Origin of the sequence: Thiolapillus sp., from assembly GCF_048562965.1 — a bacterium.
Classification (GTDB): Bacteria; Pseudomonadota; Gammaproteobacteria; order Chromatiales; family Chromatiaceae; genus Thiolapillus; species Thiolapillus brandeum_A.
Window position 1 is genome coordinate 1 of the sequence record NZ_JBHNMF010000246.1, and the last position, 4887, is coordinate 4887.

The window sequence follows — 4887 nt, forward strand, 5'->3', positions numbered from 1 at the left end:
CGCGTTCGGAGGCCTACTTTGTTTTCCCTCTGGCGCAAGGCACGCCGGGAAAACAGTGCGGCCTCGCGGCTACTGGGGTCTACCAGCCTTCGCTTCGCTCTCCATGGCTGGCAGCGGTGGCTTCCGTCGCCTTCTTCGGTACCAGCAGCGTCTTTTCCCCCCTTGCGCATCCAGCTCCCACAATTGGGCTTCAGACTGCTGCGTGGTCGTGCCTGCTCCCCCTGCCTTGGGGCGCTCCTGGCGGGGAACACGCCGGATACGGTAGCGCCTGCGGCCCAGCTCGAATTCCAGTTCCACCTCGGTGAGCAGGTCATCAGCAGCATGATCGCAGCGCATCTCCCGACCCTGACGCTCGTTGCCTGTGGTCTCGTCATACAGGGCATAGGAAATAGCATCGAGAATGGTCGTCTTGCCAGAACCCGTGGGACCGTTGATGAGGAACAGGGGACTGTCCCCCAGCAGGCTGAAGTCGATCTCCTGGGTGGATGCAAAGGGTCCGAAGGCGGACATTTTCAACCGCAAAGGACGCATTCAGTCCTCCCCGCCCCTGTGCAACTCATCCAGGAGTCCGGCAACAAGCTTCTGCCCCCGGGGTTGCAGCTCTTCTCCTGTCATCTGTGCATAGAAATCGAGGAACAGGGGCAGTTCCCCCACAGCCAGGCGCTCCCGGCTGGTTTCCCGCCGTTCGCCGCCGCACAACAGACCGGGGCGCTCAAGGTGCAGCACGTTGGGATAGACTTCGCGCAGGCGGTTCATGGGTTCATGTATGGCATGGGTATCGAGCAGGCGGATCAGCAGATAATCCTCCCGGTCCGACGCATCCCTGCCCTGCGCCAACAGCTGATCGAAATGCCCTTCGAGGAAGCGCATGTCGTGGCGGGGTTTCAGGGGAAGCTTTTCTATCTCGCATCGCCCTGTGGCATCCATGTCCACCAGTGTCACCGACTTGTGCTGCTTCTCTTCCGAGAAGGAATACTTGAGCAGGGAACCGGAGTAGCGCACGTGCGGCCACTGGCGTGACTGGGGTGCATGCAGGTGCCCCAGTGCAACATAGTCAAAATGCCCGAACAATGACGGCGGCACCCGGTCCGCGCCACCCACAGACAGGGGACGCTCGGATTCGCTTTCCAGCCCACCCTCGACGAAACAGTGAGCCAACACCACGGTACGGCGATCTTCTCTGCGCCCCTCAACCTGTTTCAGCAAGGCAGCCATGGCCTGCTCGTGGCTGTGCACATCCACTCCAAGGTGATGACGCACGGTAACCGGATCGGCATAGGGAATACCGAAGAAAGCTACCTCCCCGGCATCATCAGACAGCAGCACGGCAGCGGGTTCCTGCCCCGGCTGTCCCATGATATGAATGCCGCTCTGCGCCAGCGCGCGGGCGCCAAAACCCAGCCGTTCGGCGCTGTCATGATTACCGGCGATGAACAGCATGGGCACGCCCAGCTCGGTATTGATGTGGTAAATCACGTCATCCAGCAGGGACACCGCGCTGGCGGGCGGCACGGCGCGGTCGTAGATATCACCGGACACCAGCACCGCTTCCACCTGACGATCGCGCACGATATCAACTAGCTGATCCAGCACGTGACGCTGGTCTTCCAGCAGGGACACGTTGTGAAACTGGCGGCCCAGATGCCAGTCGGAGGTGTGCAGGAAACGCATGGCGCTCAGCCTTTTCCGCCGTACTGTTGCAGCGCCATCCCCAGCGCCGCCTTCACCCGCCGCCTAAGTGTATCGGGTTCGAGCACCTCCACATCGGCACCATAGCGCAGGATATCCAGCAAAAGTTCGGTATCCTGGGAATAGGGAATTTGCAGCAGGTACCTGCCCTGTTCATCGAAGCGCCCCTGCTGCTGTGGGTGCCAGCGCTCATGGGCCACCCAGCGTGCGCGTCCTGCGCTGAACCGAAGCAGCGCCTTCTGGGTATCCTCGCCGGCGAAGATACCGTAACCCGAAGCAAACACGGCATCCAGTTCCGTTGCTGAAACATCCTTTGCCTTCTTCCCCGTCACATCGACCCGCCGGATGACATCGACGCCAAAACTGCGCAGGCCCTGCCGCAGGTGACACCAGGCGTGCAGATACCAGTTGTCGCGATAGTAGAGCAAGCGCTGTGGCGAGACCTCCCGCCCTACGACCTCGTTACTGGCCCGGTTGTAATGATGAAGCATCACCCGCTGACGGGACAGCAGGGCCGATGCAAGGGACTCGAACACCTGGGCATCCACGTCCCGCCGCGCCAGCCGTACGATGTGAATGCGCCGTGCCACTTCCTCAGCGCTGTGGTCCCCCTGTTCCAGCAACTCGTGCACCCGCCGGCGCAGGGGCTGTATATGCGGCCCCAGCAGTCCCGGCTGCAGGTCGGACAGCAGATGATCCATGGTCAGCAGGGCGTAAATCTCGGAAGCGTTGAACCACATGCCGGGCAAGGCATACTGACTGCCTTCCCCTTCGTAACGGTAACCCCAGCTGCTGCGATCCCAGACGATGGGCGCGCCCATGCGGTCACGCATGTATTCAATATCCCGCTTCACCGTCGCGCGGGAGACTTCCAGGTGATCCATGATCACCGCCAGAGGCGTCGATAGACGCTCTCTAAGTAACTGATCAATCTTGTAAAAACGTTCGGTTCTATCCATTGTCCATACCCGGAAATACCCGCATAAAGAGTAGCAGATATTCACCAGTAAATGCTGGCCAGTATTTTTCGATACTGATACAGTTCGTTAATATGCTGGTATTGTTCCAATGGAGCCTTTGATGAGCGGACTGATCGACCCTTTCAACAGGAGCATTCGTTACCTGCGCGTCTCGGTGACGGATCGTTGCAACTACCGTTGCTTTTACTGTATGCCTTCACAGGGCATGGAATGGGAGGAGCGATCGGAATTCCTCACCTTCGAGGAAATGACCCGCATCATCCGCCTGTTTACCGAACTCGGTGTCGACAAGGTGCGTCTTACCGGCGGTGAGCCCCTGGTGCGCCGCGGGCTGCTGGATTTCGTCAAGCAGCTCCATACCCTGCCGGGACTGAAAGATCTTTCCATGTCCAGCAATGCCCACCTTCTCGGCGAACAGGCACAGGCGTTAAAGGATGCCGGCGTGAGTCGTATCAATATCTCCCTGGATTCACTCGATCCCGAGACTTTCCGCAAGATTACCGTCAACGGTGACCTGCAACCCGTGCTGGAGGGCATCGATGCGGCGCTGACTGCCGGCATGCAGCCGGTGAAGATCAACATGGTGGTGATGCGCGGACTAAATGATGGCGAGATCGAATCCATGCTGGACTATGCCGTGGAGCGCGGAGCCGACCTGCGTTATATCGAAACCATGCCTATCGGAGAGGCAGGCATTGCAGGCACCGACTACTACATGCCGGCGGTGGAAATCCTGTCTCGTCTGAAAGAACATCTGGGAGAAGAACTGATTCCCGCCAAGGGCGGCAAAGGCGCAGGACCCGCCCGTTATTACCAGGTGAGCTCCGGTCCCGTACGGGTTGGCGTGATCAGCGCCCTCTCGCGCCACTTCTGCGATGACTGCAACCGGGTGCGCCTGACGGCCAAGGGTGATCTGGTGCTGTGCCTGGGGCAGGAGGATCGCGTATCCCTGCGTGATGGCCTGCGCAATGGTTTCAGCGATGAGCAGATCAAGGCCGTGATCCTGGATGCCATCGCCCACAAGCCACGCAGCCACGAATTTAATGATGACAACAGCAAGGTCTCCCTGCGGCACATGTCATCCCTGGGTGGCTGATGGGGAAAGGCTCCTCCCTCCTGTTTCCCCGCATCATCCCGCTTCTTTCCCGGCCAGCGCTGGGTCAATATCAGCCTGCGCACCCTGCACCTCGTCGGCCTGTCCGGCACTGGTTACGGCTTTCTCGGTAACGGGACAAACTTCAACTGGCGCACCTTCCTGCTGCTGACCATCGTCAGCGGCACCGCCATGATGCTGGTCTCCATCTGGAGCAACGGCATCTGGCTGCTGCAACTGCGTGGCCAGGTCATCCTGCTGAAACTGGTGCTGCTGGGACTGATTCTGCTACAGCCGCTATATCATGCGGAACTGTTCATCACGGTCATCGTGCTGTCCGGGCTCATTTCCCACGCACCGGGCAACACCAGATATTATTCCCTGTTGTATGGTCGCCGCATCGATTCGATACCCTGATATTCAGTTTTTTGGCATAGCCTCAGCAAATTTCTCACGCAGCCTGTCAACCCGCTTCCGGTTTACCCCAAGATCTGAATGGCCCACTCTGGATGCCGAACGCAGGTGAATGAGAGGCTCGGGACTCACCAGCCGGAATTCCATGTCATCGACGAAACGAAAAATACGCGAGGTAAAAGCCACGTGCAGATAGGCTGCCTGTTCCGCGACGATAACACCACCCATTGCTGCCAGCGTCTTTTTCAGTTCGTTCCAAGCCTGCTCTGGCGGGCCGCCAAAGGAAAGGGGATCGACGCGATGGGAATCCGCTGTTCCCGATTCGCTGCTGACACAATTGGGGGTGTCCGGACAGGGTTTCAGCCGACCGTCCACCAGACCCGCATTCGGTGCTTTTGCGGTGATGGACAGATATATGAAAAACAGGCAGACTGCTATTAACCCGGCAACCAAATATATCGTCCTCAGCCACCTTGTCTGCACTGGTGGCAAGGCATCAACACGCTGCTGTAGTCATTCTACAGCAAGTGTTGATAACGCAGTCCACCAGTGCAGACAGGGTGGCCTTTCTATGCATTGTCAATTAGTTACTAGAGTTTAGAGTTTCAGAGGAGAAAAACCAGTAAAAATCTGCGTTCTTAGAACGCAGACTTGCCTTTTGCCCCCTATAAGGGGGCTTTGATGCCAGCCTTCTGAGAAGGCTGGCTGGTG

General features: G+C 58.6%; 6 protein-coding genes. 2 read left to right on the plus strand and 4 right to left on the minus strand.

All coding sequences use genetic code 11. The annotated features are described in order from the left end of the window. Nucleotides 1-69: 69 nt before the first annotated feature. The 3 genes from ACOCD2_RS12335 to ACOCD2_RS12345 are packed head-to-tail and all read right to left on the minus strand — an operon-like array spanning nucleotide 70 to nucleotide 2648. Nucleotides 70-531, minus strand: a complete 462-nt coding sequence (locus ACOCD2_RS12335) for an AAA family ATPase (protein ID WP_308339758.1) — start codon at nucleotides 529-531, stop codon at nucleotides 70-72. Continuing rightward, nucleotides 532-1671: an exonuclease SbcCD subunit D gene (locus ACOCD2_RS12340; RefSeq protein ID WP_293646294.1), complete on the minus strand. Its 1140-nt coding sequence runs from the start codon at nucleotides 1669-1671 to the stop codon at nucleotides 532-534. A gap of 5 nt (nucleotides 1672-1676) precedes the next feature. Further along, a complete protein-coding gene (locus ACOCD2_RS12345; RefSeq protein ID WP_293646296.1) occupies nucleotides 1677-2648 on the minus strand; it encodes a helix-turn-helix transcriptional regulator in 972 nt (323 codons plus the stop codon). Nucleotides 2649-2769: 121 nt separating this feature from the next. Between ACOCD2_RS12345 and moaA the strand changes: the two genes are divergently transcribed. Both moaA and ACOCD2_RS12355 read left to right on the plus strand, forming a co-directional pair. Continuing rightward, nucleotides 2770-3765: a GTP 3',8-cyclase MoaA gene (gene moaA / locus ACOCD2_RS12350; RefSeq protein ID WP_293646298.1), complete on the plus strand. Its 996-nt coding sequence runs from the start codon at nucleotides 2770-2772 to the stop codon at nucleotides 3763-3765. Between the two features lie 189 nt (nucleotides 3766-3954). Then, nucleotides 3955-4179, plus strand: a complete 225-nt coding sequence (locus ACOCD2_RS12355) for a hypothetical protein (protein WP_293646300.1) — start codon at nucleotides 3955-3957, stop codon at nucleotides 4177-4179. 3 nt (nucleotides 4180-4182) lie between these two features. On the opposite strand, the gene ACOCD2_RS12360 is transcribed toward ACOCD2_RS12355, so the two are convergent. Continuing rightward, nucleotides 4183-4551 carry a DUF1499 domain-containing protein gene (locus ACOCD2_RS12360; protein ID WP_293652825.1) on the minus strand — a complete coding sequence of 123 codons (369 nt, stop codon included), beginning with the start codon at nucleotides 4549-4551 and terminating at the stop codon, nucleotides 4183-4185. Between the last annotated feature and the right edge of the window lie 336 nt (nucleotides 4552-4887).

Excerpts from the sequence above, each read along its gene's own strand:
- moaA (WP_293646298.1), top strand. The coding sequence starts at position 2,770 with ATGAGCGGACTGATCGACCCTTTCAACAGGAGCATTCGTTACCTGCGC.
- ACOCD2_RS12345 (WP_293646296.1), bottom strand. The coding sequence starts at position 2,648 with ATGGATAGAACCGAACGTTTTTACAAGATTGATCAGTTACTTAGAGAG.
- ACOCD2_RS12355 (WP_293646300.1), top strand. The coding sequence starts at position 3,955 with ATGATGCTGGTCTCCATCTGGAGCAACGGCATCTGGCTGCTGCAACTG.
- ACOCD2_RS12340 (WP_293646294.1), bottom strand. The coding sequence starts at position 1,671 with ATGCGTTTCCTGCACACCTCCGACTGGCATCTGGGCCGCCAGTTTCAC.
- ACOCD2_RS12335 (WP_308339758.1), bottom strand. The coding sequence starts at position 531 with ATGCGTCCTTTGCGGTTGAAAATGTCCGCCTTCGGACCCTTTGCATCC.